The organism is Haloprofundus halobius, from assembly GCF_020097835.1.
GTDB classification, from domain to species: Archaea; Halobacteriota; Halobacteria; order Halobacteriales; family Haloferacaceae; genus Haloprofundus; species Haloprofundus halobius.
Genome location: NZ_CP083666.1, coordinates 1693980 through 1710461, shown reverse-complemented (window position 1 = coordinate 1710461; position 16482 = coordinate 1693980). Strand labels below are relative to the sequence as shown.

The following is a 16482-nucleotide window of genomic DNA, read 5'->3' as shown; positions in this document are numbered from 1 at the left end:
ATCAGGTTTCCCACTTTCGATTACGATAGATTCCGTCTTCGCGTTCGACCAGTTCCTGTCTTTCTTGAAAGTCACGCTCCGGTACATTCAAAGCGGGGGCTTGCGTAGCGCTTCCGCAACAGGGTATGCCCGAGAACTTCTACGACCTCCTCGGCGTCTCCGACGACGCGACACAGGCGGAGCTGAAAGCCGCCTACCGGGCGAAAGCGCGTGAGTATCACCCGGACGTGAACGACGACGACCGCGCCACCGCGCAGTTCCAGACGATTCGCCGGGCGTACGACGTGCTCTCCGACGAGTCCGAACGAGCCGACTACGAGCGCCTGGGGCACAGAACGTACGTGAAAAAGCGGATGAAAGGCTACCCCTCGGCGTCGCGGTGGGGCGACGACGATAGCTCGTCGACCTCCGCGAGCAGGTCGTCCGCTTCCAGCGAAACGTCGGCGACCGCCTCGTCGCGGTCCCGTCGCACCAGCACGTCGACATCGACATCGACTTCCTCCGCGTCGACCTCCTCTACGGGCCGTTCGTCGACCGCTCGCTCGGCCTCGGCGTCCGGTACCGCCTCGTCGACGAGTACGACGAGGACCTCCCGCAGTCGGTCGAGTGCTCGTCCGACGAACGCGACGGTCGGCGGCCACGACCCGGAGGCAACGAGCGCCCGCGCGAGAGCGCGGGAGGCCCGTCGCGCGCGCCGCCGCCAACAGCGCGAACAGAACGAGGCCCGCTCGTCGCGTCGTCGAACACTTCTGTACCACTGGACGGCCGTCCTCGGCGCGACGATACTGTACGCCGCCGGTATCGCGCAGTTCTTCGTCTTCGAACTCGCCGCGCTTGAAGCGTTTGCGGCCGAACTCGCGGCCGCGCCGTCGGCGGCGCTGACCGGTTCGTTCGGCCTCGGAAGCCTCTTCGAGTTCGTCCTCGCAGCGGGACAGACGGCCCCGACGACACCCACCGCCCTCCTCTTCCCGGTCGGCGCGGTCGCACTCCCGCTCTCGCTCGTCGTCACCGTCCACCGGTTCGGTTCGGGGACGACGTGGTTCTACGTCGTCGGCGCGTTCGCCCCGCTCGCCGCCGTCGGCCTGAGCGCCGCGCTCGCGCCGATGGCGTCGCTGACGCTGCTTCTGGCCGTCGTCGTGCCCGTTCTCTCGGCGGCGCTGTTCATCGGCGACGTGGGACGGTATCTCTGGGCGACGCGGTAAACGCCACCTCCGGCGACGAACAGTCCGATTCCCCTGATTTTTCCTTTCGGCGCTCCTATCGTCCTCCATGAGTCCGCCTTCCGACACGACGTGGCGGGTACCGCTCCGCGGCATCAACGCCTATCTCGTCGACGCCGAGGGACTGACGCTCGTCGACGCGGGCACGCCGATGGACGCCACCCGACTCCGCGAGTACGTCGCGCGCGCCGGCTACTCGCTCGCCGAAGTCGAACGCGTCCTCCTCACCCACTACGACTTCGACCACGTCGGCGCGCTCGCCGGGTTGGCCGAGATGGGCCTCGACGCGCCCGTCTACGCCAGCGAACCCGACGCGAGCTTTCTACTGGGGGAGGCGAAACCGCCGCTCGGCAACCACAAGGGCGTGCTCCAGCGCGCCCTCGGCGCGTTCGTCGACGTGCCGGACCTCGAAGTCGAACGCGTCGTCGACGGCGACACCGTCGGCGCGTTCGTCGCCTACCGGACCCCCGGCCACACGCCGGGACACACCTCGTTCGTCCACCGCGAGTACGGGTTGGCGCTCGTCGGCGATCTCGTCCGCGGCGACGACGGTCGGTTCGCGCGCCTCCCCTCCGTGCTCGCCTACGACGCCGACCGAAACGACCGGAGCGTCCGCCAGTTGGCCGAGCACCTCGGCGACGTCGACGTCGTCGGGATGGGTCACGGCGACCCGGTTCGGTCCGAGGGAGGCCGGCGGTTCCGCGAGTACGCCGAGTTGCTCTGAGCGCACTCGTTCGTCTTCTCTAACAATTCAGTCTGAACGACCCGTCCGTACCGTTATTTCGTCGGTTATCATCACGTTCGTTGATGACACAGCACAACCTCGAATCGTACGAGGAGACGTACGACTCGTTCACGTGGGACGACATCTACGGCGAAGCCGACTGGGACGCGCCCGAGCGACTGAACATCGCGCACGAGGTGTGCGACCGCCACGCCGCCGGCGGCGAGAACGTGGCGCTTCGCTACGTCGGCACCGACGGGGAGAGCGAGACACTCACTTTCGCCGAACTGAGGGAGCAGTCGAACCGATTCGCGAACGTACTCGAATCACTCGGCGTCGAGCGCAGCGACCGGGTGTTCTCGTACATGCCGCGGGTGCCCGAACACTACGTCGCGCTCGTCGGCGCGCTGAAGCGCGGGGCCGTCTGGGGCAGCGTCAACGAGCGGTTCGGACCTGATGGCATCACCTACCGCCTCGACGACTGCGACGCGAAACTCGTCGTCACGACCGCCGAGAACGAGGAGACGGTGGAGCGAGCGCTCGACGACGCGCCCTCGGTCGAGACCGTAATCGTCCTCGGAACGGACGACGCTCGCGGCGAGAGGCGGCAGGGCGACGAGCGTCACGACGACGTGGACTTCGACCGCGCGATGAGTGAGGCGAGCGACGAGTACCAGGTGGCGGAAACGGGCGGCGAGGACGACGCGCTGCTGTACTACACCAGCGGGACCACGGGACTGGCGAAGGGCGTTCTCCACAAACACCGGTGGGTCGCGGGCGTCGCGGCGACCCAGCGATTCGCCGTCGACCTCCAACCGGGCGACCTCTACTGGAGCACGGCCGATTTGGGCTGGCTCACCGGCCCCATCAACACGCTCGGCGCGTGGTTCTGGGGGACGACGCTGTTCACCTACGAGGGCGAGTTCGACCCCGAGACGTGGGCTGAGTTGCTCGACGAGTATCCCGTCTCCGTTCTCTTCAGCGTCCCCACCGCCTACCGGATGCTCCGCGCGAACGAGGAGGTGCTCGCGGGCGTCAATCTCGACCTCAGACACGCGCTGAGCATCGGCGAACCGCTGAGCGCGGGCGTCATCGACTGGGCTGAAGAGCGCCTTGGCGTGACGGTGTACGACACCTACGGCCAGACCGAGACGGGCAACATGGTCGTCAACAACTACCCGACGATGGAACTCAGACCGGGGAGCATGGGTAAACCGCTCCCCGGCGTGACCTCCGACATCGTCGACCCCGAGACGGGCGAACCCCTGGGGCCGAACGAGACGGGCGAGATCGCCCACCGCGGCGAGTTCCCGTGTTTCTTCGCGGAGTACTGGGAGAAGCCGGAGCAGACCGCCGACTGTTTCGTGAACGATTGGTATCTCTCGGGCGACCTGGCCCAGAAGGACGAGGACGGCTACTTCTGGTTCGAGGGCCGCGCCGACGACGTCATCCTCTCGTCGGGCTACCGCATCGGCCCGTTCGAGGTGGAGTCGTCGCTCGGCGAACACCCCGCCGTCGCGGAGGCGGCCGTCGTCCCCAAACCCCACTCCGAGCGCGGTAACATCGTGAAGGCGTACGTCGTCCTCGCCGAGGGTGAGAGCCCCGGCGACGAACTCGCGGAGGACATTCAGCAGCACGTCCGAAACGAACTCTCCGCGCACGAGTACCCCAGGGAGGTGGAGTTCGTCGACGACTTGCCGAAGACGGTGACGGGCAAGATTCGACGGACGGAATTGCGCGACCAGACCGACGACCCGACGGCGTAGTCGGTCTCGGGTTCCCTCTCTGAGTTCTCGGCGCCGGTATCGCGAACTGCGCGCTTCGGTGTGCGTTCCGCCGACCCCATCGCTCGCGGAGCGACGTGGTTCAGAAGAGTGGAAAACGGTCCGCGAGGCGGACCGCCTTTGACCAAGCCACTACGGTGAGCACCAGTCCCGCAGTCGCAAATGGCGGCATGGGCATCCACGCACGCCAACTACTGATTTGATAGATACCACTAAAAATCCTTGGTATAGTCCAATATCAGCCTGAATTCTCGGAGTAAGTGCATGAACCGCGCAGAAATAGACCAAACTCCCGCACGATATTCCACTATAGAAAGAACGCCTCCGCTTCGCTGGACAGTCGTCTCAATTCTGTCGGATTTATAATTATTTTTCGAAGTGGACCTACCGGACGAGATACGGGTCGTCGCCGGGGAGGAAGCGCCCGAGGTCCGTCTCGCGACGGTAGTCGGTCGACTGCAGCGTCAACAGCGCCTCGACGAGGCGGTCCCCGTCGCCGTCCTCCCACTCCGCGGGGTCTTTGACGGGGACGACGAGCCACCCGCTGCCGCGCATCTCCGTCGCGTGGAGTTGTTCCATGTCAATTTCGGTCTTCCACGCCTGTGCGGTGTACATTTCGAGGACGTGCTTCGTCGCGCGTGCGCCCACCGGCACGAGAACGTGCGCGGCGATGGCGCGGAGTTCTGCGTCGAAGAACCGTTCCATGTCGTCGTACGCCGCCTGCGTCGGCGTCGTTTCGGAGACGCACATGTGGAGGTACGACAGGAACGTCCGGTCGACCTCCGGTTCGTCACCCGCGCTGCGGAGTAACCCCGCCTCGACGAGCGCCCGCTGGAGTTTTCGACTCGCTTCGTTCGTAAAGGGGACGCCGGTGTCGGCGCCGCCGTGGACGCCGGGGTGGTCGCCGACGACGTGAAAGTGCGCGTTGGCGTCGCCGTAGCCGGGGACGAACTCGGGGCAGGACGGCCGCATGCCGAACGGGTTGCTCGTGCGGTCGGTGACGTTCTTCACGGGCCGAATACGGCGGCTGAGCGTTATAAGAGGCGTGATTCGGGCGACGTTTCCGCCGGTCGACGGAGCGCAGCGGCGACGAACTCAGAGTTCGACGCCGGAGGGGATGAGGCTCTCTCGTCGCATCAGGTCGCCGTCGGCGTTGTAGACGAGAAACGTCGTCTTTTCGTACGTGACGAGCGGTTCGCCTTCGATGGAGAGTTCGACTCGGTACCGGCCGTCGTCGTCGCCGGACGCTTTCCCGTACTCGCGCGCGGCCCGGATGAACTTCAGCACGTCGTCGGCGTCCTCGTTCAGTTCGAGGACGAAGTCACCCGTGATGCGGTTCGTGACACTGACGACGCCCGGTGCCTCGGGGCTCTCGTCCAGCGATTCCTGAAGTCGAAACGCGACGTCGGTCTGTTTCGCGTCGAGAAGCTCTCCGTCCACGCCCGAAAGCCGCCGCTGGAGGAGTTCCGCGGGGCCGTAGAAGTCGATTTTTACCGTCGGCTTCTCGGGCGCGTCGCCGGTTTCGACCCAGTCGATGTGTTCGACTGCCAGTTCGAAGTAATCCCGCCTCATTCGATAGCAGGAACTTCGGTTCGAGGCGGTATGAACGTAACGCCGGCGGGAGGTCGAATGGTGGCTTCCACTCCTCTTCGTGGTCCGTCGACTTCGCTTCGCGTCCACCCTCATCGTGACCCTGTCGACCCCGCTTCGCGTCCATCTTCGTCGACCACCCGTCGTTCGGCGCGCCGCCCCGACCGGACGCTCGGTTTTAAGACCCCCGCGCCGGAATGGTCGCGCTGAACTTCGGAGAAACAGAATGTCAGACGAATCGATATCTTCGGCCGGACCGACGACGCCCCTCGACGCGCTTCGACGACGAGCGTCGCGGACGCTCGAACTGTTGCGCGGCGTCGACGTGGCGGTTCGGCCGCTCCGGCCGGCGTCGGACGGACCGCTCGCTTCGTTCGACCCGCCGAACGGTCACGAGGAGGTCGACCGTTACTGGGTGAGCGCGCCGTACGCCTACGTCGTCGTCACGTACGCGGCGGCCGAGAACGCCCACCGCTACCACACGGTCGAACCCGACCTCGACGCGTTCGAGCGGGCGTTGCTCCGCCGCACGTCGAGCGACATCCGGGAACCGCTGCTGTTCGGTGACGACCCGGTGAGCCCCGCCGACAGCGGCGACGCGACGCTCGAAGACGACCCGCTGGCCGACGCGCTCGCCGGACTGCTCGAATCGTACGGCGTCTCGCCGGGGGCCGAGAGTTTCCACACTCTTCTGTACTACCTCCACCGCGACTTCCGCGGGTTCGGCCGCATCGACCCGCTTCTGTCCGACCCGCGAATCGAGGATCTCTCCTGCGACGGCTACGGCGTCCCCATCTTCGCGTACCACAACGAGTACGCCGACATCGCGACCGACATCCGCTTCGAGCGCGACGAACTCGACGACTTCGTCGTCCGTCTCGCTCAGCAGTCCGGTCGCCATATCTCCGTGGGCGACCCCATCGTCGAGACGACGCTGCCCGACGGGTCGCGCGCGGAACTCGCCCTCGGCGAGGAGGTGACGCCCAGAGGCTCGGCGTTCACCATCCGACAGTACGCCGAAGAGCCGTTCACGCCCGTCGATCTCGTCGAGTTCGGCACCTTCAGCGTCGAACAGATGGCGTACCTGTGGCTCTGCATCGAACACAACAAGTCGCTCGTCTTCGCGGGCGGCACGGCGTCGGGCAAGACCACCTCGATGAACGCCGTCTCGATGTTCATCCCGCCGCGGGCGAAGGTGCTCTCCATCGAGGACACCCGCGAACTGGCGCTGCACCACGACAACTGGCTCTCGGGCGTCACGCGCGAGCGCCGCCAGGAGGGCGCTGACGTCGACATGTACGACCTGCTTCGTTCGGCGCTCAGACACCGCCCCGAGTACATCCTCGTCGGCGAGGTCAGGGGAAGGGAGGCCGTCACGCTGTTTCAGGCGATGAACACCGGCCACACGACGTTCTCGACGATGCACGCCGACAGCATCGAGACGGTCATCAACCGACTGGAGAACGAACCCATCGACGTGCCGCGGGCGATGGTGCAGTCGCTCGACATCCTCTCGATACAGACGCTCACCCGCTTCGACGGCGAACGCGTCCGGCGCACGAAAATCATCGGCGAACTCGGCGGCATCGACCAGCGGACGGGCGAACTCGACTACTCGTCGTCCTTCTCGTGGAACCCCGGACGCGACGAGTTCACCCGACACGACAGCGACCTGCTCGACGAGATTCAGGCCGAGAGAGGCTGGGACCGGTCGACGCTGCTGCGCGAACTCAACCGTCGAAAGCGGTTCCTCGACGTACTGTGCGAACGTGGCATCTCGGACTTCCGCCGTTTCACCGCGCTCGTCGACCAGTACTACGCCGACCCGGAGGCGGCGCTCTCGCGTGTCGGCCTCGACGAGGACGACGGTGGAGGCCGGGGTGGCAGTAGCGATGGCGACGACGGCGACGACGACGCTGGCGACGACGGCGGCGACGACGCTGGCGACGACGCTGGCGACCATCCCGCCGAGGCGGCGACCGACGGAGCGAGACGGTGATTCTCGCCGCGGGGGTCGCATTCGCCGTCGCGTTCGCGGTGCTGCTCTGCGCTCCGCTCTGCCTCTCGGTCGTCCACGCACCGACGAACCGCCTGCTCACCCGCGCGTCGACACTCGTCTTCGGTGACTACGTCGCTGACGACGGCCCACGGAAGGCCCGACAGATCGACCGCCTCCGCGCCGCCCACGTCGCCGAAACCCACTACGCCCACGCCTCCCGGACGCTGTTCTTCTCGGCTCTGCTGGCGCTTGCCGGGGCGTGTCTCGGCGCGGGGCTCGGACTGCTCGCGATATCGCCGCTGGAGGCGGCGGAGGCGCTCGCGGGGACCGCGCTCGTCGACGACTCCGGGTCGATGCGTCACAGCGCCCGATTCCTCCTGCTGCTCGCCGTCGGGGGCGGCCTCGCGGTGTGCCTCGGCGTCGGCTGTTACTGGGCGCGCTGGTATCTCCACGACGCGACGGCCCGCACCCGAGCGAACCGCATCGACGCGTCGCTGCCCCGGACCGTCGCGTTCGTCTACGCGCTGTCGCGGAGCGGCACGTCGTTTCCGACGGTGCTCTCGACGCTCGCGGAGAACGACGACGTCTACGGCGAGGCGGCGGTCGAGATCGGCGTCGCCGTCCGCGAGATTGAGATGTTCGGCGTCGACGTGCTGACGGCGCTGTCGCGGACCGCCCGTCGGACGCCCAGCGAGGACATGGCCGAGTTCGCCGAGAACCTCGCGAGCGTCCTCGGCAGCGGCCGCAATCTCTCCGGCTTCCTCCACGACCAGTACGAGCGCTACGAGACGAAAGCGGCGTCCCAGCAGCTCCGGTATCTCGAACTGCTGGCGACGTTCGCGGAGGCGTACGTCTCGCTTCTGGTCGTCGGACCGCTGCTTCTCGTCACCATCCTCGTCGTCATCGGCCTCGTTCTCAGCGACACGCTCGCGATGCTCCGGTTCATCGTCTATCTCGGAATCCCGCTGGCGACGGCGGGCTACGTCGTCTACGTCGATAGCCTCACCCAGTCGTACCGACCGCCGTCGAACCGTCTCGACCCTGGTACGGACGACGACGTCGTCGCCGACGGCGGGACGGTCGAAGGTGACGCGTTGACCGCGGTCGCCCCCGCGGAGGTGCCGCCCGACCGCTGGAGCGCCGACAGGGAACGCCTGCGAATCCACGACCGCATCCGTCCGATTCGAGCGATGCTCTCCGACCCCGCCGGTGCGCTCCTCGACCGGCCGGTTCGGGCGCTGTGGGTCAGCGTCCCGGTGGCGCTTCTGTGGTTCGTCGCTCGCATCGATTTCTCGACGGTCCCTGCCGACCTCGTCGGCGCGGTGACGGCGCTCGACGGGCCGCTCGTCGAGGCGACGACGCTCGCACTCGGCGGGTTCGCGCTCGCTCACGAGTTCCGGAAGCGTCGCATCCGCGCGTACGAGGCGGCGGTCCCGGACTTCCTCGACCGACTGGCGAGCGTCAACGAGGCGGGTTCGACCGTCGTCGAGAGCTTCCAGCGCGTCGCCGACAGCGACCTGGGAGCGCTCACACCGGACGTGCGTCGACTCCGGCGCGACATCGAGTGGGGTGCAAACGTGGAGGCGGCGCTGGCGCGCTTCGACCGTCGTGTCGGCTCGGGGATGGTAACCCGAGCGGTTGCGCTCATCGCCAACGCTACCCGCGCCAGCGGTGACCTCGGTCCTGTCCTCCGCATCGCCGCCGACGAGGCCGAGGCGACCGAGCGACTCCGCGAGGAGCGCCGCCAGGAGATGCTCACCTACCAGCTAGTCATCTACATCTCCTTTTTCGTCTTCCTCGCAATCGTCGCCGCCATCACGCTCGCGTTCGTCCCCGCGGTCCACGAGGCACAGACGGCCGCCCCGGACGGAGGCGTCACCTCCGGCGGACCGGCGTCGCTCGTCGGGTTCACGGGCGTCGACATCGGGCTCTACACGCTCACGCTGTACCACATGTGCGTCGTCCACGCGGTGTGTTCCGGCGTCGTCGCGGGGCAACTCGGCGAAGGGACGCCCGCTGGCGGCATCAAACACGTCGTAGTGTTGCTCGCGCTGACGGCGCTCGCGTTCACACTCCTCTGAATCCTCTGAACGCCGGGCCGAGATGGGGTCGCGGTGCGTCACCGCAAGTCGTCGTGGGTTGTCGTGAGTCGTCGTGGGTTGTCGTGAATTGTCGAGGATCTTCACGGGCCGTCGCGGGTCGTCGCAGGCCGGTGCTGGTTTATTCTCCCCGCCGAACTCTATCCCATGGAGGGCGACCCGCGAGCGACGTACGACGCCATCGCCGAACACTTCGCGGCGACCCGCGAGTATCCGTGGCCGGAGGTAGAGTCGTTCGTCGCCGACGTGGCCGACGAGAGACCGGCGACGCGGGCGCTCGACGTCGGCTGTGCGAACGGGCGGCACTGCGAGTTACTGGCGTCGCACGCGCGGAGCGTCGTCGGACTCGACGTGAGCCGACAACTGCTGCGCGAAGCCCGCAAGCGCGCCGCCGAGCGCGGGTTCGACGTGTCGCTCGTCCACGGCGACGCCGCGCGACTCCCGTTTCGGACCGAGACGTTCGACCTCGCGGTGTACGTCGCGACGCTGCATCACCTCACCTCCCGCGAGGCCAGAGTCGCGAGCCTCGACGAACTCGCGCGGGTGCTGCGACCCGGTGGCCGCGCGCTGGTGAGCGCCTGGAGTACCGAGCACAGCACGTTCGAGGAGACGGCGGGGTTCGACACGACCGTCGACTGGACGCTGCCGGGCGGCGAGCGAGTTCCCCGGTTCTACCACATCTACGACCCCGACGAGTTCCGCGACGACCTCGGTTCGAGCGACCTCACGCCCGTCGACGTGTTCGTCTCCAGCGGCAACTGCTACGCCGTCGTGGTGTGAGCACCGAGTCCGACAGTGTCGACGCCGGTAGCGTCCCTGTACGCATGTCACTCTGTCACGGGCGGGCGCTCCCGTCGCACGCGAGCTACATTCTTAAACGAGGGCCGTTCCAACAGGCTGGCAATGAGCGAGACTTCAGCAGGCGACGAGCAAGACGCGTCGAGTCGGACGACAGAATCGTACGATGTCGTCGTCGTCGGCGGCGGCCCCGCCGGACTCTCGACGGCGCTGTACACGACCCGACTCGGTCACGACACGGCGGTCGTCGACCGCGGCGGCGGCCGCGCCGCGATGATGGTCGACACGCACAACGTCATCGGCGTCACCGAGGACGTCTCGGGTAACGAGTTTCTGGAGACCGCCCGCGAACAGGTCAAAGAGTACGGCGCGGAGTTCCACCGCGACCTGATAACCGAGGCCGAACAGAACGACGACGGCCGGTTCCGCCTCCTCGGCAACGAGGACGAGTTCCTCGCCCGGCGCGTCGTGCTCGCGACCGGGTTCTCCGACGAGCGCCCGGACCCGCCGCTGCCGCGGACGGGCAAGGGCTTGCACTACTGCCTACACTGCGACGCGTACATGTTCGTCGATCGGCCGGTGTACGTGATGGGTAACGGCGAGAGCGCCGCCCACGTCGCGATGATCATGCTCAACTTCACCGACGAGGTGGACCTCCTGCTCCGCGGCGACGACCCCGAGTGGAGCGACGAGACCGACGAGCGCCTCCTAGGACATCCCGTCGACATCGTCGATGCCGAGATCACCGGTATGCAGAAGGGCGACGACGGCTGGCTGGAGGGGTTCGAGTTCGACGACGGCGAGTTCCGCGAGTACCGCGGCGGCTTCCCGATGTACGGCTCGAACTACAACACCGACCTCGCCGAACAGCTCGGCTGCGAACTCACCGACGACGGCACCGTCGCCGTCGACGACCACGGCCGGACGAGCGTCGAGGGCGTCGTCGCCGTCGGCGACGTCACGCCCGGACACAATCAGGTCCCCGTCGCGATGGGCGAGGGCGCGAACGCGGGTATCGGTATCCACTACGACCTCCGGGAGTTCCCGCGCAGCCTCGACGAGATTCGCGAGCACGGTCCCGTCGATCTCGACGAGACGCCGGGTCTCGGCGCTCGCGTCCGCGACGCCGCCCGCGCGTTCGGAGAAGCGCGTGCACCGCCCGCGGACGACGACTGAACGACGACTCTCTCGGCTCTCTCCGCCGTCGATGGAATGATTGAATACGACGACTCGTCGTGACTCCGACCTGATGAGCGAGACGGGTAGTCCTCCATCCGCGACGAGCCTTCGCGCTCGTCTCTCCACCGCCCTCGCGGCCCGTTTCGGTGTCGACACCCGAGCGCTAGCGACGTTTCGGATCTCGCTCGGCCTGCTGTTGGTCACCGACTTGCTCCTCCGCGCGCGACACCTCGAAGCCTTCTACACCGATTCCGGTGTGTTCCCGCGGACGCTCCTGTACGACCGGTATCCGACGCTCTCGCAGCTCTCGTTTCACACCCTCTCGGGCGACGCGTGGTTTCAGGTGCTGCTGTTTCACCTCGCCGGTCTCTGCGCGCTCTCGCTGCTTCTCGGCTATCGGACGCGAACCGCGGCGCTGCTCTCTGTCGTTCTCCTCGTGTCGTTGCACGGGCGGAACCCGGACGTGCTGAACGGCGGCGATTCGATGCTCCGGCGACTGCTCTTCTGGAGCCTCTTCCTCCCGCTGAGCGAACGCTGGTCGCTCGACGCGCGTCGCCGCCCCGGCGCTCCGAGGGAGCGAGTCGCGGGTCTCGCCTCCGCGGCGCTTCTGATTCAGGCCGTCCTCGTCTACGCGGTCAACGCGGTGTTCAAACTCAGAGGCGACCTCTGGCTCGACGGCGAGGCGGTTCGGTACATCCTGAGCCTCCAGCAGTTCACGATCTTGCTCGGCGACACGCTCTCGCAGTACCCCGCGCTGCTTCACACGTTCGACCTGCTCTGGCTGGGGATGGTCGTCGTTTCACCGCTGTTGCTCTTGCTGACGGGGCGTCTCCGGACGGCGCTCGCCTCGCTTTTCGCAGGGATGCATCTCGGGATGCTCCTCACGATGCGCATCGGGCTGTTCCCACTCGTCTCGATTACAGCGCTGCTCGTGTTCCTCCCGCCGTCGGTGTGGGAGTGGCTGGCCGCTCGACTCTCGGGACCGATCGAATCGGTGGCGACGCGGCTCGGAGCGTCTGCCCGAGTCGCACGGTTCAAACCCGGGGACACACCGTGCCCGTCCGCCTCGCGACGTCTCACCGCGCTCCGTCGCTGGACGAGCCGCGTCTCGCCCGCCGTCGTCGGCGCGTTGCTGGCGCTGATTCTCGTCTGGAACGCCATGGCTGTCGGGTTCGTCTCGATGCCCGGCGAGGGCGAACCGTCGCTCGACCCCGCGGACCACACGTGGAACATGTTCGCGCCACATCCGCCGACGACGGACGGGTGGTACGTCGCGCCCGGCGAACTCCGGTCGGGAGAACGAGTCGACGCCTACTACCTGTCGTCACCCGTCGGCGACGAACCGCCCGACACGATGGAGAGGTACCCGAGTTCGCGCTGGCGGAAATATCTGGTCGACGCCAAGTGGTCCGGCGACGAGACGATTCAGCGCGAGTTCGCGGGGTATCTCTGCGAGCGGTGGTCCGAAGAGCGCGAGGGCGAGTTGCGGAACGTCACCGTCTCCTACGTCGAAGAGCCGACCCGGTTCGATGGGCCGGAGTCGACAGAGCACGTCGAGCTGTTGCGGTACAACTGTTCGAGCGGTAGGTGAGCGGGCTTTCTCGGCGTCGGAGACGGACTCGTCAAGTGTCGACGTTCTCCCCACGACGACTGCGAAGAGTAACACCCTTATTCTCTCGTCCAGAACTGGGTAACTGCGCGCCGGTGGTCTAGTGGTAGGACCTGAGCCTTCCAAGCTCATGGCCCGGGTTCAAATCCCGGCCGGCGCATACAAGCCTCTAACCGCCTCATACGTCCTTCTGGTATTTCCGGGGTCCCTGGTTATTGTGACGAAGCCCAAACACTCGGGTTTGGACCGTGGTCAATAACCCTGAACAACAGCGAGACCGATCACCATGCCCGAAAAACACGAAGGAATCCCACTTACCACAGGTAAGTCTGAGGCTCAACTCGACAAACGACAGCTCACGTCCTATACCGAACATCGACGTCAACTTATCGAGTGGATGCTCACCCGTGGAAAAGACCCGAAACGCGGAGAAGGATACGCTCCCAGCACCGTACAGTCACGAGCATACCGTCTCGACAAATTCTATCGGCTCGTCTGGGACGCAGAAGGACACTACACGGAAAACATCACTACCGCTCACGCAGATGCCTGGGTCGAACTCCTGAAAGACACAGACTATTCTGAGACCTACAAAGCATCCTGCGTCAAAGCCTTACTCTCGTTTTTCAATTGGCAAGCCGACCGCACTAACAGTGAGCGAACGTGGGAACCACCATACCGATTCAGTAGTAACTCCACACATCAACCCCGTGATTACCTGCGGAAGGATGAGCGCAGCCGTATCCGTGAAGCAGCGTTAGAATTCGGTTCTGTACCGAATTACTATTCGGTGAACCAGAAGGACCGAAGGGACTGGAACGCGTATCTAGCCCAACGATTCGGAAAGCCAATTCGTGATGTTACTGCCGCTGACTGGCAGGATGCGAACAGTTGGAAAATCCCCTCAATCATCTGGTCCGCGTTGGATGCAGGATTGCGTCCAATCGAAGTTGGACGTGCTCGCGTGTCTTGGGTTGATACGACAAATCAGGTTCTTCGAATTCCGAAAGAAGACTCCGCGAAGAACACGGAAAATTGGGAAACCAGCCTGCAGAGTCGGACTGTGATGGCGCTTGAGCGATGGCTCGAGGAACGAGAATTGCGTGGGAAGTATGCGGATACCGATGCTTTGTGGTTGACGCGGTATGGTAATCCGTACAGCAGCCAGTCGTTGAATCCCTTGCTAGCGAACCTCTGTGATGAGGCAGGGATTGAGTATGAAACCCGCGATTTGACGTGGTATTCGATTCGCCATTCTGTGGGGACGTATATGACGCGTGAAGAGGATTTGAAAGCAGCTGCAACGCAGCTTCGACACAAAACAACTAGAACGACGGTCAAATACGATCAAGCCCCGGTCGAAGACAGGAGGGACGCACTCGAACGAATGGGCTAAGCATTCGTTTCAGTTCACGCCGTCATCATAATTGCTTATGCAGCGAGGAGAGGTCTCTCCTCTATGACCGATTCGAGTAGCGACGAGTTCGACCCAGCAGCACCAGACCAACGGGAGATAGGCCGCGAAATGGTTGACGATAGTACGGGACTCGGGTCGGTGATGGCCCACGCCTATCGCGGAGAGATAGACCGAGTAGGGACGTGGCGACAGCGCCTCGACCAGACGACGACGTGGGCGGTGACGCTTATGGCAGCAATCTTGACGTGGGCGTTTTCGAGTGCTGATAACCCACACTATATCTTGCTAATCGGGATTGTTGTCGTCACCATATTTCTGGGCATCGAAGCACGGCGGTACCGGGACTACGATGTCTTTCGCTCTCGTGCTCGAGTCATCCAAGAGAACCTGTTCGCAAACGCCCTCGATCCGTCCCAAGGCACTGAAAGTCATGATTGGCGAGCGGAACTAAGCAGGGACTATCGCAGGCCGACGCTGAAAGTCTCGGTATACGAAGCACTCGCAAACCGGCTCCGGCGTGTGTACCTCGCTCTGCTCAGTGTCCTCTTGGTCGCGTGGGTCTTCAGGATTACAGCGTTCGCGCCGCGCCAAGACTGGCTGACAACCGCTGGAATCGCCCGTATACCTGGAATTGCTGTGGTTGCCGTTGTGGGTGTATTCTACGTCGTACTGCTGGGCGTCACCTTCTGGCCCCGCGAGCGCCATGCCAAGGGTGAATTCCGTGAAGGGGACCCGGGCGACTGGAAAGAGACGGACCGATAAATACGTTCTCCGTATAATGTACCATCTCGGTAGTGGAACGGGATATAGAGGGCTGCAGTACCTACTAGTAGTGATGTCCGAATCAGAGGCGACCCGCTGGGAGTACGAGACGCTTCGCCCACCACGTGATGAGTCCCAAAAAGAAGCAGAGGATCCGAAAGCAGAGTTGAATCAACTCGGTGCAGAGGGCTGGGAGTTTGTGGAGACGATCGACTACGAGGGAGGCGGCACCAAGTACCTCGTTTTCAAGCGACCTGCCCAATCGAGTGAGCCAGTATGACTGACGAGACCGACATCAGTACGGCCAACACGATGCGTGAGCGCTCGGGCGAGAGTCGGATTAAAATCTGGTTGCTGCTACGCGCGAACCGCCTTCTCGTCTCCAGCATCCTGACCAGTGTCGTGTTCGTCGCATTCATCATCGCCGTCGCTGTCCTCGATCCACCGTTTTCACGGCAAATCGAGTCCGGCGACATGATCGACACGATGTTCTCGACGATGATCACGGTCATCGTGACTGGAACGACACTCGTCGTCACGATCGGTCAGCTCGTCCTCTCCCAGGAGAACGGCCCGCTCGGCGATCAACGCGAGCGTATGGCCAGTTCGATGGATTTCCGGGATTATACTGAAGAATTAATCGGATCTCCGAGTCCTGCCGATCCATCCGAATTCCTCCGGCAGATCATCGGAATTACGGCACAACGGACTACAGCTCTTCGAGAGTCTATTGACAAGAATGATGACGAGAACCTCCGAGAAGAGGTCGATGAATTCGCTGAAAGCGTCACTGGGAACGCTGACAAGGTCCGTGACCAACTTGAGGATGCGCAGTTCGGCTCGTTCGATGTGTTATTCGCTGCACTAAATTTCAACTATAGTTGGAAAATCTTCCAAGTTGAACGTCTTACGAACGAATACGAAGAGAGTCTCGATGAGGAAGAACGCGGCTTGCTTGACGATCTCAAAACAGCGCTGTCTCTGTTTGGTCCGGCGCGCGAACACATCAAGACGTTGTACTTCCAGTGGGCACTCATCGACTTGTCTCAGATGATTCTCTATGCTGCAGTCCCGGCATTGGCCGTTGCGGGTATCATGGTCGGAATCGTCGATGCGGGGACGTTCCCGGGAAGCACACTCGGTCTCGATCACATCATCCTCGTCGTGGGCGGTGCGTTTGCGGTGACGCTCGTTCCATTCATGCTGTTCGTCTCGTACGTCCTTCGCATCGTCACTATAGCGAAACGGACACTTGCCATCGAGCCGCTGATCCTCCGCGAATCACAACGCTAAAGCGTTAC

General features: G+C 64.4%; 14 protein-coding genes and 1 tRNA gene. 13 read left to right on the top strand and 2 right to left on the bottom strand.

The window, feature by feature from the left end; genetic code table 11:
* Positions 1-125 precede the first annotated feature (125 nt).
* The 3 genes from LAQ74_RS08975 to LAQ74_RS08965 all read left to right on the top strand — a co-directional run bounded on the left by LAQ74_RS08975 (position 126) and on the right by LAQ74_RS08965 (position 3710).
* The gene (locus LAQ74_RS08975; RefSeq protein ID WP_224332213.1) at positions 126-1202 is read left to right on the top strand and encodes a DnaJ domain-containing protein; all 1077 of its coding nucleotides are present in this window, start codon (positions 126-128) and stop codon (positions 1200-1202) included.
* A 67-nt stretch (positions 1203-1269) separates the two neighbouring features.
* The gene (locus tag LAQ74_RS08970) at positions 1270-1944 is read left to right on the top strand and encodes an MBL fold metallo-hydrolase (RefSeq protein WP_224332212.1); all 675 of its coding nucleotides are present in this window, start codon (positions 1270-1272) and stop codon (positions 1942-1944) included.
* A gap of 83 nt (positions 1945-2027) precedes the next feature.
* Entirely contained in the window at positions 2028-3710 is a 1683-nt protein-coding gene (locus LAQ74_RS08965; protein ID WP_224332211.1) for an acetate--CoA ligase, read from the top strand.
* A 402-nt stretch (positions 3711-4112) separates the two neighbouring features.
* On the opposite strand, the gene LAQ74_RS08960 is transcribed toward LAQ74_RS08965, so the two are convergent.
* Together LAQ74_RS08960 and LAQ74_RS08955 are read right to left on the bottom strand one after the other, a co-directional pair.
* The gene (locus LAQ74_RS08960; RefSeq protein ID WP_224332210.1) at positions 4113-4739 is read right to left on the bottom strand and encodes a uracil-DNA glycosylase family protein; all 627 of its coding nucleotides are present in this window, start codon (positions 4737-4739) and stop codon (positions 4113-4115) included.
* An 84-nt stretch (positions 4740-4823) separates the two neighbouring features.
* A complete protein-coding gene (locus tag LAQ74_RS08955; protein WP_224332209.1) occupies positions 4824-5300 on the bottom strand; it encodes a DUF5793 family protein in 477 nt (158 codons plus the stop codon).
* A 244-nt stretch (positions 5301-5544) separates the two neighbouring features.
* Here LAQ74_RS08955 and LAQ74_RS08950 point away from each other — a divergent pair, with 244 nt between their 5' ends.
* From LAQ74_RS08950 to LAQ74_RS08905, 10 genes are all read left to right on the top strand, one after another.
* A complete protein-coding gene (locus LAQ74_RS08950; protein WP_224332208.1) occupies positions 5545-7317 on the top strand; it encodes a type II/IV secretion system ATPase subunit in 1773 nt (590 codons plus the stop codon).
* Positions 7314-9398, top strand: coding sequence for a type II secretion system F family protein (locus tag LAQ74_RS08945; RefSeq protein ID WP_224332207.1), 2085 nt, complete (start codon positions 7314-7316; stop codon positions 9396-9398). Before LAQ74_RS08950 ends, LAQ74_RS08945 begins: the two co-directional genes overlap by 4 nt.
* Before the next feature lie 165 nt (positions 9399-9563).
* Complete coding sequence (locus tag LAQ74_RS08940; RefSeq protein ID WP_224332206.1) at positions 9564-10196, top strand: class I SAM-dependent methyltransferase; 633 nt, start codon at positions 9564-9566, stop codon at positions 10194-10196.
* Between the two features lie 123 nt (positions 10197-10319).
* Positions 10320-11390, top strand: a complete 1071-nt coding sequence (locus tag LAQ74_RS08935) for an NAD(P)/FAD-dependent oxidoreductase (RefSeq protein ID WP_224332205.1) — start codon at positions 10320-10322, stop codon at positions 11388-11390.
* A 73-nt stretch (positions 11391-11463) separates the two neighbouring features.
* Entirely contained in the window at positions 11464-12984 is a 1521-nt protein-coding gene (locus LAQ74_RS08930) for an HTTM domain-containing protein (RefSeq protein WP_224332204.1), read from the top strand.
* Between the two features lie 107 nt (positions 12985-13091).
* Positions 13092-13162: transfer RNA gene (locus tag LAQ74_RS08925), tRNA-Gly, on the top strand.
* Between the two features lie 126 nt (positions 13163-13288).
* Positions 13289-14398, top strand: coding sequence for a tyrosine-type recombinase/integrase (locus LAQ74_RS08920; protein WP_224332203.1), 1110 nt, complete (start codon positions 13289-13291; stop codon positions 14396-14398).
* A gap of 63 nt (positions 14399-14461) precedes the next feature.
* Positions 14462-15181, top strand: coding sequence for a DUF2270 domain-containing protein (locus LAQ74_RS08915; RefSeq protein WP_224332202.1), 720 nt, complete (start codon positions 14462-14464; stop codon positions 15179-15181).
* A gap of 73 nt (positions 15182-15254) precedes the next feature.
* Entirely contained in the window at positions 15255-15461 is a 207-nt protein-coding gene (gene sp36 / locus LAQ74_RS08910) for a Sp36 family protein (protein ID WP_224332201.1), read from the top strand.
* The gene (locus LAQ74_RS08905) at positions 15458-16474 is read left to right on the top strand and encodes a DUF7972 family membrane protein (protein WP_224332200.1); all 1017 of its coding nucleotides are present in this window, start codon (positions 15458-15460) and stop codon (positions 16472-16474) included. The genes sp36 and LAQ74_RS08905 overlap by 4 nt, the downstream gene beginning before the upstream one ends.
* The last annotated feature ends 8 nt before the right edge of the window (positions 16475-16482 follow it).